19 protein-coding genes are annotated in these 18,605 nt (G+C 41.1%); 15 read left to right on the top strand and 4 right to left on the bottom strand.

Annotated features, from left to right (window positions below; translation table 11 throughout):
* Positions 1–37 precede the first annotated feature (37 nt).
* From ACWATR_RS34355 to ACWATR_RS34370, 4 genes are all read left to right on the top strand, one after another.
* Positions 38–319, top strand: a complete 282-nt coding sequence (locus ACWATR_RS34355) for a hypothetical protein (protein ID WP_460343063.1) — start codon at positions 38–40, stop codon at positions 317–319.
* Positions 320–627: 308 nt separating this feature from the next.
* Positions 628–1,113: a hypothetical protein gene (locus ACWATR_RS34360; protein WP_460343066.1), complete on the top strand. Its 486-nt coding sequence runs from the start codon at positions 628–630 to the stop codon at positions 1,111–1,113.
* Positions 1,114–1,862: 749 nt separating this feature from the next.
* Positions 1,863–2,822: a ParM/StbA family protein gene (locus ACWATR_RS34365; protein WP_460343069.1), complete on the top strand. Its 960-nt coding sequence runs from the start codon at positions 1,863–1,865 to the stop codon at positions 2,820–2,822.
* Positions 2,823–2,827: 5 nt separating this feature from the next.
* Positions 2,828–3,118, top strand: coding sequence for a hypothetical protein (locus ACWATR_RS34370; RefSeq protein ID WP_460343072.1), 291 nt, complete (start codon positions 2,828–2,830; stop codon positions 3,116–3,118).
* A gap of 437 nt (positions 3,119–3,555) precedes the next feature.
* Here ACWATR_RS34370 and ACWATR_RS34375 read toward each other — a convergent pair whose 3' ends face one another.
* On the bottom strand, positions 3,556–4,245 hold the full coding sequence (locus ACWATR_RS34375; RefSeq protein ID WP_460343075.1) for a thermonuclease family protein: 690 nt from the start codon (positions 4,243–4,245) through the stop codon (positions 3,556–3,558).
* Between the two features lie 188 nt (positions 4,246–4,433).
* Here ACWATR_RS34375 and ACWATR_RS34380 point away from each other — a divergent pair, with 188 nt between their 5' ends.
* A complete protein-coding gene (locus tag ACWATR_RS34380) occupies positions 4,434–4,682 on the top strand; it encodes a hypothetical protein (protein ID WP_366844885.1) in 249 nt (82 codons plus the stop codon).
* A 38-nt stretch (positions 4,683–4,720) separates the two neighbouring features.
* Here ACWATR_RS34380 and ACWATR_RS34385 read toward each other — a convergent pair whose 3' ends face one another.
* From ACWATR_RS34385 to ACWATR_RS34395, 3 genes are all read right to left on the bottom strand, one after another.
* Positions 4,721–5,053, bottom strand: coding sequence for a hypothetical protein (locus tag ACWATR_RS34385; protein WP_460343079.1), 333 nt, complete (start codon positions 5,051–5,053; stop codon positions 4,721–4,723).
* Positions 5,054–5,251: 198 nt separating this feature from the next.
* Positions 5,252–5,527, bottom strand: coding sequence for an HU family DNA-binding protein (locus ACWATR_RS34390; RefSeq protein ID WP_460343082.1), 276 nt, complete (start codon positions 5,525–5,527; stop codon positions 5,252–5,254).
* A gap of 364 nt (positions 5,528–5,891) precedes the next feature.
* Positions 5,892–6,014: a hypothetical protein gene (locus ACWATR_RS34395; protein ID WP_460343085.1), complete on the bottom strand. Its 123-nt coding sequence runs from the start codon at positions 6,012–6,014 to the stop codon at positions 5,892–5,894.
* Between the two features lie 63 nt (positions 6,015–6,077).
* Here ACWATR_RS34395 and ACWATR_RS34400 point away from each other — a divergent pair, with 63 nt between their 5' ends.
* The 10 genes from ACWATR_RS34400 (at position 6,078) to ACWATR_RS34445 (ending at position 18,562) form a co-directional block, all read left to right on the top strand.
* Positions 6,078–7,628: an FAD-binding domain-containing protein gene (locus ACWATR_RS34400; RefSeq protein WP_460343088.1), complete on the top strand. Its 1,551-nt coding sequence runs from the start codon at positions 6,078–6,080 to the stop codon at positions 7,626–7,628.
* 174 nt (positions 7,629–7,802) lie between these two features.
* Positions 7,803–7,994, top strand: coding sequence for a hypothetical protein (locus tag ACWATR_RS34405; RefSeq protein ID WP_460343318.1), 192 nt, complete (start codon positions 7,803–7,805; stop codon positions 7,992–7,994).
* Between the two features lie 5 nt (positions 7,995–7,999).
* Positions 8,000–8,098 (top strand): hypothetical protein, encoded by a 99-nt coding sequence (locus tag ACWATR_RS40425; protein WP_465249745.1) that lies wholly within the window; start codon positions 8,000–8,002, stop codon positions 8,096–8,098.
* Between the two features lie 8 nt (positions 8,099–8,106).
* A complete protein-coding gene (locus ACWATR_RS34415) occupies positions 8,107–8,631 on the top strand; it encodes a cysteine hydrolase family protein (RefSeq protein WP_460343091.1) in 525 nt (174 codons plus the stop codon).
* Positions 8,632–8,709: 78 nt separating this feature from the next.
* Positions 8,710–9,729, top strand: coding sequence for an aldo/keto reductase (locus ACWATR_RS34420; RefSeq protein WP_460343094.1), 1,020 nt, complete (start codon positions 8,710–8,712; stop codon positions 9,727–9,729).
* Positions 9,730–10,233: 504 nt separating this feature from the next.
* A complete protein-coding gene (locus ACWATR_RS34425; RefSeq protein ID WP_460343097.1) occupies positions 10,234–12,120 on the top strand; it encodes a pentapeptide repeat-containing protein in 1,887 nt (628 codons plus the stop codon).
* A gap of 89 nt (positions 12,121–12,209) precedes the next feature.
* Entirely contained in the window at positions 12,210–12,341 is a 132-nt protein-coding gene (locus ACWATR_RS34430) for a hypothetical protein (protein WP_460343100.1), read from the top strand.
* Positions 12,342–12,345: 4 nt separating this feature from the next.
* The gene (locus ACWATR_RS34435) at positions 12,346–14,496 is read left to right on the top strand and encodes an NACHT domain-containing protein (RefSeq protein WP_460343103.1); all 2,151 of its coding nucleotides are present in this window, start codon (positions 12,346–12,348) and stop codon (positions 14,494–14,496) included.
* Between the two features lie 40 nt (positions 14,497–14,536).
* On the top strand, positions 14,537–15,286 hold the full coding sequence (locus ACWATR_RS34440) for a hypothetical protein (RefSeq protein ID WP_460343106.1): 750 nt from the start codon (positions 14,537–14,539) through the stop codon (positions 15,284–15,286).
* 435 nt (positions 15,287–15,721) lie between these two features.
* Positions 15,722–18,562, top strand: coding sequence for a helicase-related protein (locus ACWATR_RS34445; RefSeq protein WP_460343109.1), 2,841 nt, complete (start codon positions 15,722–15,724; stop codon positions 18,560–18,562).
* Positions 18,563–18,605 lie beyond the last annotated feature (43 nt).

Here is an 18,605-nt window from a genome sequence, read left to right on the forward strand (position 1 = left end):
AAGATAGTTTATTAAAGAAGTTTTTACGGCAGACATCATGAAATCTACCAAACGTCCACCCAAGCCACAATCAAAGCTCAAACACCCAAGTTTAAAACTAGAACAGACCCCTGATGCTAATCAGTTAGAGAAAGAGTTTCTAAATGTAAATGATGAGCCAATAGAGTTGACCAGAAATGCACAGGAGGCGATTAACATTATTCTTCGCAGCGATCGCGTCGCGGTGCAGATGATGACTCAGCACAGTCACCCAAAGCGCAGCGAGCTTCTAAACCCCGTATTGAAAACTCAGAATATTTCGAGCGGTTTCAGTATGTGAGATTTCTAGACTCCAACAAACCAGTGAGGCGGATTATATTTGGGTGTTGGCACTATCAACAAGAGATGCTTTGCGAGTTTATAGGTAAACCTGTAATGGGAAAGTACAAAGGTCATCCTTCACTAATTCAGGTGAAAATCTAATGCCCCAACTGTGAGCAGACGGCTATCAGATTAACAACTGGAAAAGTGCTTTCGATAACAGCAATTCCTTCTCCTTGGCAGCAATGATGGCACACTCCCTCTTCAAGAGTGACTGGTAAGAGATATTTACAACTGATAATGCAAATGAGATTGTTAACTTCAATAATGACTGCACTAACGGCGCTCACACTAACTAGTTGCAGCACTACTACTGCTGAACAGTATGAAGCTACAGCGCTCACTAGTTACAGATGGCAAGTCAAGTATGCCAATGATCTAACTAGTCAACCACAACCCCGCATTGAAACCTTTGCTACTACTTCGATGTTGAATCGGAATGGATTGAAACCGTCAGGAGCAGTCGTTGGCCCAGATGACCAAGGGCTATGGTGGCCTACTTTACCGCCGCGACCAAGTGTTGATGAAGTTGAACAACGTAAAAGACCTCAAGAAGAGTCAGGTAAAGCCGAACTGGTAAAAGATGTAAAGTACAAACTGACCTATGGAGTGGGTAATTCTCAGCAGACCCTACCTACTAATTATGATGTTTATCGACAAGTAGTGAAAGCGTACCCGACACGGCAGGCTTTGCAATTGACTTTGGGCGTGAATGATAATTCAGTCGAGAAAGCTGAACCTGTAAGCAAGTAATAACGCACTCGTTACGTAAGAAACAAGAAGTTATAGATCAAGACTTAATTGCTTTTCAACTACCAGTATTGACCAAGACCCGTTCCGGCAGGGTGTGGAGTGTAGAGAAAGAGATACCCCCAACAACCGTCTTCGTTACAAGCCCCGTCTTTTCACTCTGGTTTGCATTGGTCGGAGTTCCAAGCTCAGTCCAATGCCGTCTTTACTACACCCAACACCCTCTATATTGACCTTATAAGCCCAAGTGACAATCTCAAGTCTTGCAATAGCCTGTCCAAACGAGCAATTTATCGTAGGTAGATTGCAAGTCAAGAAGAATCTTGGCTCGACATCTTGCAGAGAACTAAATTACTAAATTTGATAATAAAAAATTGAAAGTAAAAGTATAAATCAAATAGTCAACCATCTAAATTAATTTCTACTGCGTTGATAAAAAAGATTTCAAAAATTGTTGGTGGGGGCTATGTGGGGGCTATATATACCCCAAATATAGTTCAGGACTTTCGAGAGAATATAACCCCTATATAGGGTATATATAGGGGTTATATGGGTTATATTTGACTTGATTGCATTTTATACCCCACTTAGCCCCCAAGGGGTTATGATAAGCTCTTGAGACTGGAGAAAGAAGCAGGGGGGCGGAGGGGAAAAACTTATAGCAATTTATTTTTATCTCCCTTACTCCCCTACTCCCCCTTTGCAGCAGAATAGATAACTTCCAAAAATCAAAGCGTATTGACTCATCCCTCATGTCAAACATTCACAGCTTACAAAAAATTTTTCCTGCGGGTTTCGATAACGGCTACGGAAGCCTAAAACTTTTAGTCGAAGGCTTTGAAGTAGTTCGTGTGCCGAGCTATATAACAAATGCCGAGATGGAAGATGTCCCAGGAAGAGTAGTTTTTAACGGTAGTGCTTATACCGTTGGAGAATCAGCTTACCGTACAGGAAATTATTTTGATCGCAACACAGACAACAATGAAAATAAAGTCAACAACGCATTATTGACTTTGTTCGGTGCATTGGCACATCTCCCACATCGTAAAGCTTGGCACTTAAAATTAGTCGTCAGTTTACATGATGTTGCTCTGGCATCAGAACTACAAAAAGTACTCAATGGAGAATATCAGCCAATACTTGCTGGCAAGCAATCAGAAGTAAAAGTAGAAGTGCTGAAAGTTGTACTAGAGGGTATGGGTGCATTGTTCGGGCATCCACTACCGAAAAAACTAACCATTTTAGACTTTGGCAATGGTACGACCCTGTATTCTCGTTACAACCGGGGTCAGCGAGAAGTTCACACTGCTTACCCCATAGGTGTAGAAGTTCTCATCGATGATATCTCCCAAAAGATGAAACATTTAAATGGCGGAAAAATCGGAGATCCATCCAAAATCCGATTTTGTTTGGAAATGGGGCATACTCGATACAGCCGTGACATCGATATCAAAGATATATACAGCGCAAGTTTAAAAGATTGGTATGAAAAATACTTGAAGAAAGTGGTGAATCTGACACTTGATGCCAAACACCAGGGGGATGAAATCTGGGCGATAGGTGGAGGCTGTCTCTTACCAGGATTTAAGAAGCTGTTGGAGAAAAACGGCTTCAAAATCCTGGACAATCCGGTAGAAGCCAATGTCTTTGGGCTTTTAGAGATGGCAAAAACTATCAGTAGCAAGAATCCAACTACTACATCTATTAAGTGATCGCAATGACAGAAAAACTTGACTTAACCCCAGAAAAAGTTCGGATCAAAGATAGCTACCGAGAGCGGATATTTGCCGAATCACAGCAACTAGGCAAGAGCTACCTAGAGACGCTCTACTTTATCATTGATTGCTATTTTGCTTTCAGGAAGGGTGCATTTCCCACACAACAAGTAGCTTTCACGCCAATTAATACTGAAGATAACAAACTCACCTCTTGGAGTTCAACTCAAATTACAGAGGAGGAACAAGAGGATTCTGATGGAGAAACATTCAGCCTCGACTTTGATTTGTAGCCAAAATGTAGGATTTATCGAGTCAGGCAGGAGGAAAACTGGCCTCTGCCTCCTGCCTTCTTCAAGTCTGATTTCTGAATAAGCGATCGCACTATAGCGTCATCGCTTTCTTTTGCATACATAAAGAAGATAATTCTAGCACCTCTGTTTGCTAAAGTAATTCTAAGGTGCGTGAATTTCTAAACCATCCAGAGACATCTTAAACAATTCGCAATTCGCAATTCGCAATGACGCGACGCTCCTGTGTCGCTACCGCGGACTCGCTAACGCAATTACGTTTTGTAATGGGGATTTCTCAAGACAGACCCCAACACAAAACAAGCTTCTTCCTTTGGGGATGGGGTCTTAAACCCTTTAATTATAGAAAATGGAATCCCAAATCCCAGAAAAAACAATGCTAAAAGTTTTTTAATTAATCTCATATAACTTTTCCCCTTCTACCGTTCACATCCAATCCCATCACCATCTCGGTCAAAACCATGAGGATCTGGGGGCAGTACCCTAAACCTCCGTTGGCTAATATCTCGGCAATCTAAGTCTGGTGAATTCTTTGGAATGCAAAAATCTGGGTAAGAGGGATCGCAGTTATTCTGTTGCTGCGGTTGAATCGCTTGTGAAGTTGTCTTTTGAGTAGCTCTGTGGCGGAAGTCCCAAGGCATCACAGGATTAGCCTGACTCCAAAATGCTAAACGCTTTTGTTTGGCGGTGTTTTCACCTTGCAACAAGCTATCTTTAGATTGTGGGCAACCTTTGAGGTACTGGCGATATACTACAGCTTGCCCCTCTTGCACCATATTCACATTGATGCTGCGATTTCCGACATAAATCTCTGCAACTAAACGCTTGTATTTATCAGTTTCAACAGGACGCAGAGTGATGGCTTGTCCTACAGGCAGCAATTGTTTAAGTCTTGCCGATGATTGCTGTCCCCAAGGGTTTTGTTTCATCTCCGGTGCATCAATGCAGACGAGGCGGACAGTCACAGTTTTGTTACCAGTTCTCACCCGTATGGTGTCACCGTCACCTACGCTTACAACTGTAGCGGTAAGATTGTTGGCAAATACGGGTAACGACATTTGAGCTAGAAGCAAAGCCGCAACACCAATCAAGCGAAATTTAAAAACCATTTGTACTAAAAATCACTCTTAACTTCTTCTTTTAGGATTCCCAATTTCAGCCAAGCGATCGCTTGTGATAAAGCAGTACACTGGTACTATGCCAAAACTTCCTCCAGTGCGATAACTGTCTCCTCTATTCACATAACCCCCACCTCGTCTGTGTCGTTCACCCTGATGGGGTAGAGGGTGAGAGCTGCTTGGACTTTCGATTAGACCCCAACGCCAAAGCAGAGGAGTTATGGCAACCGGAGGGGGCAAGCTACTATAACAGTGAATTAATACTGCAACCACAACAGAGGTGGACGCAACAGCAAAAGCTGGAGTTACTTGATTGGCATCCAATGTTTACTGGCAAGTGCCCCCAGTGCGGTGCATCCTTTGACCGAGACTACACCTCAAGAGTGCATTGGGATTGTGAATGCGGTTGGATGGATGATTCAATTTAGAGCGTTCGCCCAAGACGTTGGCGTAGCCATTGCTCAAACTACTTCTTTGCGCTTAATGCCTGTTGACTCAATTGCATCACAACATCTTGGGGCAATGGATCTATGACACTATCAGTAGGCAAAGATTTCATAAAACCTGTTACCTCCTCTTGGGTTTGATATTTTCCTTCACTCCAAGCATCAGCAATCTGCTTCGCTACCCAGTCAGCATCATCTCGATTGGTATGGGCGGTAATACATTGAATGTCATTACCTGTAAATGATATCCATGTCTGCCAAAGTCCCGTAACTGGATGCTGAACAATACCTGTAGTCAGTTCATTGTCCTCAAGCACTGATTTTTTCTGACGGCGACCAAATCCTTTAAACATGGCTGTATTTAGAAAACGCTATTTTAAAATGCCCAAAAATGCAGCAGCGATCGCCTACGGCGGGCGGTTACGCCATCGCACTTGTGTACATCTGCAACTCAACACTCACATTTCCCCTAAAATTGCCATATCCTGTCTTGAGAACAGCGAACACTACAGCTTTACAGCGATTGGATTGCTAGTGATAAAGCAATTCATCTATGGCGCTACTTTTTCTTTAAACTGTTTCCCAGCAGAAAACGCAGGCACTTTGGTCGCTGGAATTGTCATTGGCTCATTGGTTTTCGGATTACGCCCTTCACGCTCGGCACGTTCGCGTCGCTCGAATGACCCAAACCCAATCAGCGTTACCTTATCCCCATTCGCTACAGCCTCGGTAACAACTGACAAAAATGCACTGATGATTTCATCGGTTTGCTTTTTTGTGATGTTAGTCTTTGCTGCTACAGCATCTACTAGTTCGCCTTTGTTCATAAATCACCCTGAAGCATTGCAAGTAAAGGAAATTTACTTTACCATTCATTACTTCCTCTTGTCACGAAAGGGGGAAAAGGACTAACAATCAAGCAGCATACGAAAATTAACAATGCACGGCTACTGCTGTGGCAACTTGAAATTAAGGGGTAAAGCCAGTTGAGTTTCAGGAGAGCATTTACTGTAATCAAACACTCAATCTACAGTTTGCGCTTTTCTCATGCGATTTTTGCGGCTTTGCAAAAGGTTTATTAGCAAAGTAACCAATAGCAATCTAATAGGTTAAATCAGCAGCTCTCTCGATATTTCTCAGTGCGATGAATTGAGCTATTGGCTGCGGGATTGGGGTAAATTACGATGCGCTCTAGGGTGTTGAAAGCGATCGCGCTCTTGCTACATATAATTCCACTGTTGCTGGCTGTTGTTGCTCCTTGACAGCACCCAGTTCCTCAATAAGTGAGGATAAATTACATCTGGCTACGGACACTCAACTTCGACAGTAAAAGAAATTATTGGTACAAATGTATCGTAGGCTATGGTAAATTAAACTATGCACCTTCTATGGTTCCGTCGAGATTTACGATTAACTGATAACGAAATTGTCACAATAGCAACTGCTGACGGTGCAGGAGTTTTGCCATTCTTTATCATTGACCCTTGGTTTTATACCTGGGCTGATGTGGGAAAGAAGAGAGTTCGGTTCTTATTTGAGTCGTTGGAAAACCTCAATTTTAATCTTCAAAAGTTAGGTAGTCGGCTGTACTTATTTGAAGGTAATTCTACAGACATTGTGCCAGAGTTGACTAAGCAGTTAACCGAGCAAGGGTATAAACCCAAACTTTACTTTAACCGTGATGTGCAGATAGAGTATGGTATCAGCCGCGATAAAACTATAGTTGATTTTTACAAGCGGCTGAATCTCGACTACCACATTGGGCTGAACAACTTTCTGCAATCACAAGATAAACGTGATGAGTGGTTTAGCGAATACTATAACTATCAAAGACAACCCCAACATCCAACACCTCAAACTATCAACACGCCCCAAGTGACTCTCAATTTACCACAACTAACATTTGAAGAACTTAAACATAAGTATCACAGTTTTTGGGCAGGAGAGAAAATTTATTTTTCAGGAGGTGAAACCGAAGCACAAGCCAAGCTAGACTCATTTTTACAGAAGAGATATTACGGTTATCACTGGAAGCTTTCTCGTCCAATGTTATCACAGCTTGGGGCAACATCTCACTTTTCACCACACCTGACTTTCGGGACTATTTCAACCCGTACTGTTTATCAAAGTACTAAAACCAGAGCAGAAAAATTAAAAACTCAACCCAAGGCAGAATTCTCCCTCAAAGCATTTCGAGACCGTTTACGCTGGCATGATAGTTTCACTCAAAGACTCTATTTTTATCCAGAAATTGCTTACACTAACCGTTACCCAGAATTTGATAGTTTGTATACACCATCAGAATTATCACCTGCAAAACAAGAATTATTCCAGGCATGGCTTGAAGGAATGACAGGTTTCCCTTTAGTAGACGCAAGTATGCGGCAACTTCAAACGATGGGCTGGATGAACTTTCGGATGAGGGCAATGTGTGCCACGTTTTTAACTATTAACTGTGGTATTTCTTGGCATCACGGCGCTAGGCATTATATGAACTATTTAGTAGATGGAGATTTAGCAATTAATAATTGGCAGTGGCAGATGCAGGCTGGTGCAACGAATCCACTTAGCGATACTTTCCGCATCTATAATCCGTCAAAGAATGTTGCCGAAAAAGACCCTCAAGGAGACTTTATTTACCACTGGATACCGGAACTGCGGGGCTATAGTTTACCAGAAATTGAACAGGAGAAATACATTAACAATAGTTATTATCCACAACCAATTTTAGATTGGTCAAAGACGCGTAAAGTTAATGGCAAAGTTGTTTCTGACTTACGAAAGCAAACCAAACAGCGATTATTAAGCCAAGGTGGAGATGAATACGATAGTGCAATCGCTGCTAAAGAAACAGTTGAGAAATACTGGCAGCATAAAGACAGAGAGTATAAAGAATATCAACAAAAGCTTACTGAGGCGCAAGGGTGAAGCATTATCTAGATTTTAGACTAAGCTCTCTATATCTCTCTATACATTTATGTTGCGTCTGAACGAAGAAAATGGTTAAAAACCATCTAGAACTTAGAACCAAAAGTTACTTCAAGCTTAGTTCACAACTTGCTGGGTTGGATAATACGCAATTGTGTTCTTTGTTTGACAATAATGAGCCAGGCACATCAAGTTCAAGTTCAGGGCGAAATCATACCATCGTTCTTGGACAATTCAAAGTTTTTGTCATTGGCTGTCACTGGAGCCTTAGTCTTCGCCATTACCTTGGTTTTCATCTTAGCCAAAAGTGGAGCCGAATCCATCGCAACTGTGAATTTTGTCAGTTTCCAACCACCTTACCACTAACCGCAATTTATCAATGTAAAAAATGTGAGTTTAATCAAGAAAAACTATTTACTAATGGTATAGAATTTGCGAATCAAGCCCAATGTATGTACTGTAATCCGTAGGGTCACAAATGAGCGAAATCCTTGTTGTAGTAGATATGCAAAATGGTTTCATGCCTGAAAAATGCAGACATATTATTCCTACTGTCATTAAACTAATTGAGCGTTTTTTAGAGGCTGGTAAACTCGTTGTATTTACAAAATTTATCAATAATGCTGACAGTAATTATGTAAAGCTAATTCATTGGTCAAGCTTAATACATGAACCAGAAACGAGCATTATTGATGAACTTCAGCCATATATACATAATATTTTTGATAAGCCTTATTACTCTGCATTTACGGAAAATTTTTCGAGTTTTATTTTGATTAATCAAATCAGCAAAATATATCTTTGTGGAGTTGAAACTGATAGCTGTATTTTCAAGACAGCAATTGACTCTTTTGAGCGCGGTATTGAACCAGTAATTATCGAGGATGCTTGCTTTAGTGCTGGTGGTCAGCAAGCGCATGATGCAGGTATTTTCTTACTCAAACGTAATATCGGAAAAAACCAAATTCAGATGAGTAATCAGATTCTTGAGAAGATATCATAAGCTGTTCCACATAAACTATCCATTATGAGAAAATGTTCACTTGACTTCAAATAGGCACGGCTTCAAGGAGTAACAGCGATGGAAACGCGATTTTTAGGAAAGTCCGGTCTTAAGATTTCGGTTCTCAGTTTCGGTACAATGACATTCGGTGGTAGTGACTTCTTCCAAGAAATTGGGGCGACTCAGGTAGACGAGGCGCAGCACCTGATTGATATTTGCCTTGATGCAGGTGTCAACATCTTTGACACAGCAGATGTTTACTCGAATGGACTTTCTGAGGAGATTCTTGGTAAAGCTCTCGGAAAGCATCGAACTGACGTAATTATTGCAACTAAGGCTTATGGTCGTATGGGAAAAGGAGCAAATGATATTGGATTGTCACGTTATCATCTGATTCGAGCCTGTGAGGACAGCCTACGTCGATTAAACACAGATTACATCGACCTCTATCAAGTTCATGGTTTCGATGCTCTAACTCCACTAGAAGAAACACTTCGCGCCTTAGATTCACTTGTACGTAGTGGCAAAGTTCGCTATATTGGCTGCTCTAATTATTCAGCTTGGCATTTAATGAAGGCGCTGTCTGTATCAGAGCGTTTGAACTTGGAGCGCTATGTGTCACAACAGGTTTATTACTCACTTGTGGCGCGAGAGTTGGAATTTGAACTAATTCCTCTTTCTTTAGATCAAGGTGTGGGTATCTTAGTGTGGAGTCCGCTTGCTTTTGGTTTCCTCTCAGGTAAGTATCGTCGTGGTCAGTCCCAACCGGAGGGGACGCGACGAGCAAAAATCGGTGATATTGGTACTGTCAGTGACCTAGAAAAGGGATACGACATTGTGGAAGTTCTGCACGAAGTGGCTAATAACCGTGGTGTCAGTGTTGCTCAAGTTGCTCTCAACTGGCTGTTACGTCAGTCTGGTATTACATCCGTTATTATCGGAGCGCGGAATGAACAACAACTTCGAGACAACCTTGGGGCTGCTCAGTGGGAGCTAACATTAGAGGAAGTAAATCGGCTCAATGAGGTTAGCGCCATCGCGCCAATCTACCCTTACTGGCATCAGCGCAAGTTCGGATCTGAACGCATTCCACAATAAAAATATCCCAGTTGCGATCGCATGAAGCCAGTGAGCTTGGTGCGATCGCTCCCTATCTGCAAGTCCTAGCCCAGTTGAGGAAAATCAGAGGTAGACAGTAAAAAAGCGGATGATGTCTGTAATACACTTGCTTGTACTGACTTTTAACCTTTGTAATGCCAACTTCAAGATTATTCGTTTTTTGCGTAAAGCACGAAAATTGAGGTGAATAGTATTATATAACGGTATTTACTATGGATAAACCGGGGACAACGCTAATTGTCTCCCCTATAATTTACTTCTATCAAAAACTGCTCTAGCTTCCGTCTAGGGCAGTTTTTGATTGCACGGTGAACTGATTTCAACTGTGCCCAATAGGGAATCATCTAACAGTAGCTAGAAGCAATCGAAATTCTGGTATAGCCCATTATTTACTCACTTCTGGAGAAATATTGTGCCACATTCTGTAAAACCGCATATCCTAGACGTATTCTGTATAAATCTTTGCTTTCAGCAGTCTAAAATATGCTCCAAGACTTCTCCGGTCAGGATCTCAGAGGTCGTTCTTTCAAAGGTCAAAACCTTGCAGGAGCTAACTTTAACGGCGCAGATATTCGGGGGACTGATTTTAGTTGGGCTAATTTGACAGATGCTAATTTGACTAATGTCCACGCAGGGGTGTCCCAAAAGTGGATAATTAATGTTGGATTATTATTAATATTTCTGATTTTCTCAGCGTTATCAACATCTTTAATTGTGCCTCTGTTAGTGAATATATTTATAATAATATTTTTAACAATAGGTACATCTAAGTATAACTACACAACCAATGGGCGAATTCTAACAGTAACCTCGGCTCTAGCTATACTTGGCTCAATTGCTCTAGTCTTGGCTGTAGTTTTATATTTAGTGATTACTCAGATTGCATCTGTATCCGTAGTTATAGCTGGATTACCCCCAGTTTTTGTAGGTGTTGTGGGGTTGGTATATGTAGTTTTAGTTGGGTCTGAGTCTGGAATCCTTTCAACAGCTAATAATGATGTTGGTGGCTTTATATCTTTGTCTAAAGCAATAATTAATGAACTCATAAAAAATACTATTACTAATACAGGCGGTACTAGCTTTCATGCAGCTAATTTAACAAATGCTGATTTTCAGAATGCAAGTCTCAAATACACCAATTTTGGAAAAGCTAATGTAACTTATACAAAATGGTTTCAAGCAAGAAACCTTGATCACGCTCGTGTTGGGATGACTTATCTTCAAAATTCAAAAGTGCGAAAATTGTTGATTACGAGGCAAGGAAAAAATAAAAATTTTGATGGATTTAATCTAAGGAGTGTTAATCTCCAGAGAGCTAATTTAACAGATGCTAGCTTTATTGGCGCAGATTTAAGCAAAGCCAATTTACAGGAGGCAGATTTATCAAGAGTAAAGCTGAAGCAAACTCAACTAGACGGCACTGATTTTACAGGTGCAATTCTCACCGGCGCATTCATTGAAGATTGGAACATTAGCACTGATACCAAATTTGATGGGGTTAGATGCGAGTACGTTTATATGCACCTGCCCACGCAAGACAACCCAGACCCTCACCGTAAACCAGACAACAGGGAAGAGGTATTTGCTGATGGCGAGTTTGGAGATTTCATTAAGCCAATCTTTGATACCCTCGACCTTTACCATAGCCAAGGTGTTGACCCAAGAGCGATCGCTATTTCGTTCAAGCAGCTAGCAGAGAATCACCCAGAAGTAGATTTGCGGATTGTTGGGATGGAAGCGCGTGGTAAAGACAAATTTCTGCTCCGTGCCAAAACAGCGATCGCCACCGATAAGTCGCAACTGAGTGCAGAGTATTTCACCACTTATAATCAGCTAAAAGCCCTGGCAGAGCAAGAAATCCAAAAGTTGATAGTAGAAAAAGATAGCAGAATTACTGATCTACAGAATATGGTAGTGACAGCACTACAACGCCCTAGTTTTTATGCCCAAACTTATCAAAACCAAGGAGATACCATAATGGCAGAAGCTTCTAAAAAACAGTCTAACTTTGACCTCAAAGGCGCTCAATTTGCAGGTGGACTAGTCAACGCAGATACAGTAACCGCAAATCAAATCGGCGGCAACATCACCAACTACTCCACTGAACAAAAGCAGAATCTCGCAGAAGCCGCAGCAGAAATTCAGCAGCTTCTCAATCAGTTAGGGCAGAGTTACCCTACTAACACTCCACTAGAAAAACAGATAGCAGTGACAGAAGCGCTCAAGCAAATCGATAATAATCCTACATTGAAAGCGCGGGTAATTGGGGCGTTAAAATCTGGTGGAACTGAGGCATTGAAGGAACTAGTGGATCATCCTCTTGTGAATATACTTTTGGCAACTTTAGAAGGGTGGCAGGATGCTGAATAATTCTGTCGTTACAGAGGAAGCAGGGGGGTAGCTGATGATGGTAAATGAGGAGCATCTGGCGATATTATGGCAAGGGGTGGAGGTTTGGAATGAGTGGAGAGAGAAAAATCCTCATACAAAATCCGCAGTTTGCAAGTGGCATAGTAGATGCCATTAATGTTAATACAGAGCAAGTAGGCGGTAACATTAAAAACATAAATAATCAAGAAACCCCAGGTTAAACCTATGCCGGATTCTGAAGACCCAAAGCAAGTCTCCAGCAACGACTTACGAAATTCCCAGTTTGGCGGTGGGTTTATCAACGCTGAGTCCGTAAATGCTCAAAGAATTGGTGGGGACATCTGGAATATTTTCTTAGGGCAGCAGATAACACCAGTAGGCAACCCTGCTCGACCAAAAAATGAGCGGTTATTACTAGCCAGAGTCAAAGAAGAAGTTACAGTGCGGTTAGAGCAGTGCCTTCATAATGCGGTATTGATTAATTTGGGGAAGGAGTCGCAACCGCAAAAAGTAAAGCGGCCTTGGGATGCAGAGATAAAAATTGGGCTAAAGCGTTTTAAGCTTTTACCAGAGACAACAAGTATTTTGGAAGTGTTTGATTCAACAGAAATTGCAGGTAAACTGTTAATCCTGGGTTCGCCAGGGTCGGGCAAGACAACTACACAGTTAGAACTTGCTCAAGCTTTAGTTAAACGTGCAGAAGAACAACCGGATTATCCCGTTCCAGTTTTATTCAACTTGTCTTCCTGGAAAGATAACAAACAACCTATACACGACTGGTTAGTAACAGAATTAAAGTCAAAATATGGGGTACAGAAAAATATTGGCTATGATTGGGTGAATAATCGTCAAATATTGCCAATGCTTGATGGGCTAGATGAATTACAAAATAGCCGTCAGAAACCCTGTATTAGAGCAATCAACCAACTAGTAGAAGGAGAATACCGTCCTCAGTATTTAGTTGTTTGTAGCCGCAGCGAAGAGTATACTAATTATAAAACTCGCCTCCAACTTAACGGTACTATCTATCTACAACCTCTGCATACAAATCAAATTTGTAAATATCTTGCTGATGTTAATCATACAGATTTATGGTTTTACATTAGTAATGAACTAAATTTATTAGAGTTAACTAAGATCCCTTTGGTGCTAAACATTGTTATCCTCGCTTACCAGGAAATATTCAGAAATTCATGGGAAAATGGGAGTGAGGAACAATTGGACAATATGTCTACTAAAGAATGGATTCAAACGCCCTCCTCAAATTCGTTCAATCTTGAGTACTTGCTACTTTCTTATATCCAACTAATGCTGAAATGGAACATTAACAGTAAGGTATACATTAAGCAGAGATTACCTACGGTTCGGCAAACCCAATTATGGCTTGTCTGGTTAGCTCAACAATTAGATAAAGAATCTCAAACAGAATTTTTTCTAGAGAGTATTCAACCTACTTGTTTAAAAAATAACCGACAAAAATGGATATATCGTTTCGTATTTATGCTAAATATTGGGTTAAGTTCCGGTATAATCGGTTTGATTTTTGGAAGTATAACTTTTGGTCTATATAGTGGTTTGGGTATAGCCATATTTTTTGCTTGTATAGTTACTTCTAATTTAATATCTGCATCATTTTCTAATTTGAGAAAACATAATAATACTCAAGAGTTAAGTGGTATTAGGAAAGATATATTAGATTTTTTATCAGATATTTTACAAACAGAATTTAATATTGATAATCCTATTCTCCCCGTTGGATATTTACATTGGTCGTGGAAAAAGTTTCTTAGGGCTGTAATGGTTAGTTTAATTCGAGGATTTTTAGTTTGGACATTTTTAGTCTCTATTTTTCAACAGCCAATGACTTCTGCATTAATTTTTATAGGCGTTTTTATCCTAGTTGATTTGTCAATTTCAGCTTCAGGAATATTTGATAAGCCTGATATAGAAAGGCAAAGAAATTTTAATCAAGGTATTCAGCAATCAATAATAACTGCTGGATTGGTTGCTGTCTTTACTTGTTTTAGCTTTATAATTCCTTTCTGGATTAATAAGGTTTGGAAAACTAGCATTATTACTGAATTAGTTTTAATTGTTGGGTTACTATTTGGTGTATTTCGCTGGCAAGCTACTGGTGGGTTATTTTGTATCCAACACTTCTCTTTACGCCTCGTTCTGTACTTCAACGGCTACATTCCCTGGAATTATGCCCGCTTCCTCGACTACTGTACCGAGCGTATGTTAATCCAACGAGTCGGCGGACGCTACCGCTTCATCCACAAACTGCTACAAGACCATTTCGCACAAATGGACTTCAAAACCAGTGGAACAACTGTAGACGCTAACACTGTTGACGCACAGGAGACAGGTAGTTAACATTCAGAACAAAGCCGTTTAAAACCGCCAAAACTCAACTATGCCGGACTCAAACGACAGGGGGCAAGTCTCCAGTAATGACTTACGCAATTCACAGTTTGGCGGTGGGTTGATTGATGCTGATACAGTGGACGCTGAACGTGTTGGTGGCGATATCTATAATATTCATATTGGGCAACAAACAGTAGCATCAAGTAATCCAGTCCAATCAGAAAACCAAAGAAAGCGATCGCAACAAGAAAGAGGCTCACTCGAAAAAGCCTATACGCTCCAAAGCCAAAGAGTTGACAGAATACGAAATGCATGGGTGATTGAGACAGATCCATCCCGCAAGTTTCAATACGAACAACAGCTTCAGTCAGAGGAACGCACACTCTATAAGCTTGGTGACAAGTTGAATACAATTGAACAGCAGTTGCAAGCTACAAAAAATTATGCTAGAGAAGATAACTTTAACCAAGAATCAATTTATGAAGTAGATTCGTATTCTGAAGACCCAGAACCGCATAACCAAAATTTTTCTAAAGATGATAGTATTGCGGATCTTATCGAAAAACTGAAAAAGATTAAACCTGAAGCAATTGTCAGTTCTTGTAGTACTTATCAAGAAGCAAATGCCTTAGTCCTTGAGTTATGGAATGAAGCAACGAAAATAGCTAAGAAAACGCAACTTTCAGAAGCTCTCTTTCTACTCGAATTTGCTATTGCTATTGCTAAAATACTTAATGACCCTGTTCTATGGTTAGCAATTGACAAAGATTTGGAATTTATAAAAGCTAAACTACGTTAGGAAATCAATGCTATTAAGCAATGCAATAGTGGTATTTTGTTATACTTGCACATAGTTTAGATAAAAAATCTAGTCTTACACGATACCCGATTACCCATCTGCTAGACAACGAATCTTGGCACAAAGCTTTACGCCAAAGCAACCAGTATCAATCCTATAGCCAACATCAGCAGAACTTCCAATGTTCTTGCAGCAGGTTCGAGAGCATGAGCGATCGCGCAACTCAATCAGCGCCTATTTCCAAAGCTGACCATTGAAGTTTATATAAAGTTTTTAATGATTACCGAGTTTATACTGAGGCAATAGTACTTAATCTAACCTTAAAAATGTGAGATTAGTTCGAGCAATTTTTATGTTTAATATTCAAGAAACAGTAGCCAGGAATCCATCCTTACTACCTAAACTGTACTGGTTATTCTCCAGTATAAAGAGAAAATGACAGGAACTTTAAGCCCCTCTCCTGGTTCCATAGTCAGTTGTCGCAGTCGGCAATGGGTGGTACTGCCTTCAGAAAATCAGAATGTTATTCGCTTACGACCGCTTTCTGGAAATGAAGATGAAATAGCTGGTATTTATCAGAAGCTTTTAGAAGAAAAGCTAGAGAACATTCAATTAGCCACATTTCCTCTTCCTCAAGCTACTAGCGTACAAGACCATGCAGCCGCACTTTTACTTATGGATGCTGCACGTCTTCTACTCCGTAGCGGTGCAGGCCCTTTTCGTTGTTTAGGACGGTTATCACTGCGTCCTCGTCCTTACCAGTTAGTCCCTTTGTTGATGGCACTAAAGTTAGAGACGGTAAAATTACTGGTAGCTGATGATGTAGGGATTGGTAAGACCATCGAAGCTGGATTAATAGCTCGTGAATTGTTAGACCGAGGTGAAGTTAAGCGAATTGCAGTGCTTTGTCCACCGCACTTATGTGACCAGTGGCAGCAGGAATTACGTGAAAAGTTTCATATTGATGCGGTGGTAGTACGTTCTGGTACAGCTTCTAAATTAGAGCGCAATATACCTAATAATGACAGTGTTTTTAGTTATTATCGCCACCTGATTGTTAGCTTAGACTATGCCAAGGCAGAGCGTCGTCGTGCTAGTTTTATAACTCACTGCCCTGACTTAGTAATTGTGGATGAAGCACATACTTGCGCCCGTCCCAATAAAACTACTACATCCCAGCAGCAGCGACACCAACTGATTACAGAAATTGCTCAAAAACAAGAACAACATTTACTGTTACTTACAGCTACTCCTCACAGTGGGATTGAAGAATCTTTTCTCTCACTTTTAGGTTTGCTGAAGCCGGAGTTTGAGCATTTCAATCTCAATAGCTTAACTGACAAACAACGTGACCACTTAGCCAATCATTTTGTTCAGCGCAGACGGGCAGATGTCAAGGTTTGGCTAGGGAATGAAACTCCTTTTCCTGAACGAGAGTCAAGTGAGGAATCATATAAGTTATCGAAAGAGTACAAAGAACTATTTGATGAAGTCTATGATTTTGCTCGTGGTCTAGTGAAAACGACTACGGCGGACATGAGCCATGCTCAACGTCGGGGAAGATACTGGTCGGCTTTGGCTTTGATTCGCTGTGTTATGTCTTCACCTGCGGCTGCGATCGCTACATTAAATCGCCAAGTTAGTAAATCAGGTAGCTCATTGACTGATTTAGATGAAGACTTAATGAGTTCTTATGTCCACGACCCCACAGAGCAAGAACAAGCGGTTGATGCATCGCCAACTGTAGTAATAGAGCAGGGACAGCAAAGTTATAAAGACGCAGACAAACGCAAGTTAAAGGCTTTTGTGCAAGCAGCAGAGAAGTTGCAAGGTGGCAAAGACCAAAAACTGCAATCGTGCATCGCTACGGTAGAATCTTTCCTCAAAGACCAGATGAACCCGATTGTCTGGTGTCGTTATATTGCTACGGCAAACTATGTAGCTGATGCTCTCAGACAGAAATTGGAGAAAAAAGGTAGTCAGATCCGCGTAATTGCGATTACTGGGGAACTTTCTGAAGATGAACGGGAAACTCGGCTAGAAGAGTTAAAATCTTATCCTCAAAGAGTCCTAGTAGCTACCGACTGTTTGAGTGAAGGGGTAAATTTGCAAACGCACTTCAGTGCAGTAATTCACTACGATTTACCCTGGAATCCTAATCGGTTAGAACAACGCGAAGGACGTATTGACCGCTACGGCCAAACAGCAACTAAGGTGAAAGCCTGTTTGCTTTATGGTCGGGATAATCCTGTTGATGGTGCAGTCTTGGATGTTCTGATTCGCAAAGCTGTGCAGATTCACAAGTCTTTAGGGATTACTGTTCCCGTACCAATGGAAAGTACTACTGTAGCGGAAGCAGTCTTTAAGTCCCTGTTTGAACATACTACTGAAGTTATTCAGTTATCGCTGTTTGAGTTTCAAGAAGAATCTGCGGTTGATAAAGTTCATAAGAATTGGGACAACGCAGTAGAACGCGAAAAAACCAATCGGACTCGCTTTGCTCAACGTGCTATTAAGCCTGAGCAAGTAGAACAGGAATTAATTGACTCTGACCAAATTTTAGGGAATGAGCAGGATGTAGAGCGGTTTGTCCTATCGGCTTGCGATCGCATCTCTTGTTCCTTAATTAAGAAAAAGCAGGGCTGGTCGCTTTCCCAACCACCGGATTTCCTCAAGTCTACGTTGAGCGATAAGTCCCGTTTACTTACATTTACTACCCCAGCACCAGAAGGTGTGGAATACGTAGGGCGGAATCACCCTTTAGTAGAAGGTTTAGCACGATACATCTTAGAAGATGCACTTTCTCTGACGGCTGAACCAATCGCAGCAAGATGTGGGTTCACTACAACTAATGCCGTTCAAAAGCGCACGACTTTACTGTTAGTGCGGTTAAGGCATTTATTAGACAGTTCTAGGCGTACTACAGAGACAAGGAATACTACATTAATAGCAGAAGAATGTGTAGTTATTGGCTTTACTGGTTCGCCTTCTAGCCCTAATTGGTTGCCGCAGTTGGAAGCAACTAGATTATTACAAGAAGCAAAGCCAGTCAGCGATGCTGGTAAAGCTATCAAGCAGGGAGAAATTGCTGAATTACTTCCCAGGCTAGAAGAATTAGAACCAGATTTAAAAAAGTTTGCAAGCCAAAGAGCAGAAGAATTATTACAAAGCCATAAGCGTGTGAGGGACATCACCAAAGAAGGTCGAATCCGCGTTACTCCACAATTACCGATGGATGTTCTCGGTGTTTTCATACTCCAACCCGGACGTAAGTAAAAGGCTGGTTGTCCTAAAACTACACTGCTGCCAGCTATTAATT

This window comes from Nostoc sp. UIC 10890 (assembly GCF_054786515.1).

What these genes read in the sequence shown, in the direction of transcription:
- ACWATR_RS34355 (WP_460343063.1), top strand. Translation starts at nt 38, where the DNA reads ATGAAATCTACCAAACGTCCACCCAAGCCACAATCAAAGCTCAAACAC.
- ACWATR_RS34360 (WP_460343066.1), top strand. Translation starts at nt 628, where the DNA reads ATGACTGCACTAACGGCGCTCACACTAACTAGTTGCAGCACTACTACT.
- ACWATR_RS34365 (WP_460343069.1), top strand. Translation starts at nt 1,863, where the DNA reads ATGTCAAACATTCACAGCTTACAAAAAATTTTTCCTGCGGGTTTCGAT.
- ACWATR_RS34370 (WP_460343072.1), top strand. Translation starts at nt 2,828, where the DNA reads ATGACAGAAAAACTTGACTTAACCCCAGAAAAAGTTCGGATCAAAGAT.
- ACWATR_RS34375 (WP_460343075.1), bottom strand. Translation starts at nt 4,245, where the DNA reads ATGGTTTTTAAATTTCGCTTGATTGGTGTTGCGGCTTTGCTTCTAGCT.
- ACWATR_RS34385 (WP_460343079.1), bottom strand. Translation starts at nt 5,053, where the DNA reads ATGTTTAAAGGATTTGGTCGCCGTCAGAAAAAATCAGTGCTTGAGGAC.
- ACWATR_RS34390 (WP_460343082.1), bottom strand. Translation starts at nt 5,527, where the DNA reads ATGAACAAAGGCGAACTAGTAGATGCTGTAGCAGCAAAGACTAACATC.
- ACWATR_RS34400 (WP_460343088.1), top strand. Translation starts at nt 6,078, where the DNA reads ATGCACCTTCTATGGTTCCGTCGAGATTTACGATTAACTGATAACGAA.
- ACWATR_RS34405 (WP_460343318.1), top strand. Translation starts at nt 7,803, where the DNA reads ATGAGCCAGGCACATCAAGTTCAAGTTCAGGGCGAAATCATACCATCG.
- ACWATR_RS34415 (WP_460343091.1), top strand. Translation starts at nt 8,107, where the DNA reads ATGAGCGAAATCCTTGTTGTAGTAGATATGCAAAATGGTTTCATGCCT.
- ACWATR_RS34420 (WP_460343094.1), top strand. Translation starts at nt 8,710, where the DNA reads ATGGAAACGCGATTTTTAGGAAAGTCCGGTCTTAAGATTTCGGTTCTC.
- ACWATR_RS34425 (WP_460343097.1), top strand. Translation starts at nt 10,234, where the DNA reads ATGCTCCAAGACTTCTCCGGTCAGGATCTCAGAGGTCGTTCTTTCAAA.
- ACWATR_RS34430 (WP_460343100.1), top strand. Translation starts at nt 12,210, where the DNA reads ATGAGTGGAGAGAGAAAAATCCTCATACAAAATCCGCAGTTTGCAAGT.
- ACWATR_RS34435 (WP_460343103.1), top strand. Translation starts at nt 12,346, where the DNA reads ATGCCGGATTCTGAAGACCCAAAGCAAGTCTCCAGCAACGACTTACGA.
- ACWATR_RS34440 (WP_460343106.1), top strand. Translation starts at nt 14,537, where the DNA reads ATGCCGGACTCAAACGACAGGGGGCAAGTCTCCAGTAATGACTTACGC.
- ACWATR_RS34445 (WP_460343109.1), top strand. Translation starts at nt 15,722, where the DNA reads ATGACAGGAACTTTAAGCCCCTCTCCTGGTTCCATAGTCAGTTGTCGC.